General features: G+C 56.2%; 1 protein-coding gene. It reads left to right on the forward strand.

Going from position 1 to position 660, the window contains the following annotated elements:
- Nucleotides 1–660, forward strand: a 660-nt coding sequence (locus ACZXDY_RS46230) for an IS630 family transposase (protein ID WP_464350061.1), incomplete at both ends; no start/stop codon positions are given.

The following is a 660-nucleotide window of genomic DNA, read 5'->3' on the forward strand; positions in this document are numbered from 1 at the left end:
AGCCAGACATTCAAGCTGTCGAGCGATCCGCTGTTCGTCGACAAGGTGCGCGATATCGTCGGCCTTTATCTATCCCCACCGAACCGTGCGCTCGTCCTCAGCATCGATGAGAAAAGCCAGATTCAGGCGCTCGATCGCGAGCAGCCGGTCTTGCCGATGATGCCTGGCGTGCCGGAACGGCGCACGCACAGCTATGTGCGGCACGGTACGACCTCGCTGTTTGCCGCGCTCGACGTCGCCTCGGGGTTCGTCATCGGCAAATGCTACAAGCGGCAAAGGGCAGTCGAATTCTTGAAGTTTTTAAAAGAGATCGATGCCCAGGTCCCTGAAGGCCTCGATGTCCATATCGTCATGGATAACTACGCCACCCACAAGACACCCAGGATCAAAGCGTGGCTTGCTCGCCGGCCGCACTATCATGTCCACGTCACACCAACTTCCGCGTCATGGATCAATCAGGTCGAGCGTTGGTTCGCTGAACTCACCAGAAAGAAGATCCAGCGAGGTGTTCACACCTCCGTCAGGCAGCTCGAGGCCGACATCCGTACCTTCATCGACCTGCACAACAGAAACCCGAAGCCCTTCAAATGGACCAAGTCAGCCGATCAGATTTTGGCTTCCGTCAAACGCTTCTGCCACAAAGCTCAACAGACTTTATGT

Source organism: Bradyrhizobium sp. LeoB3 (assembly GCF_055456055.1).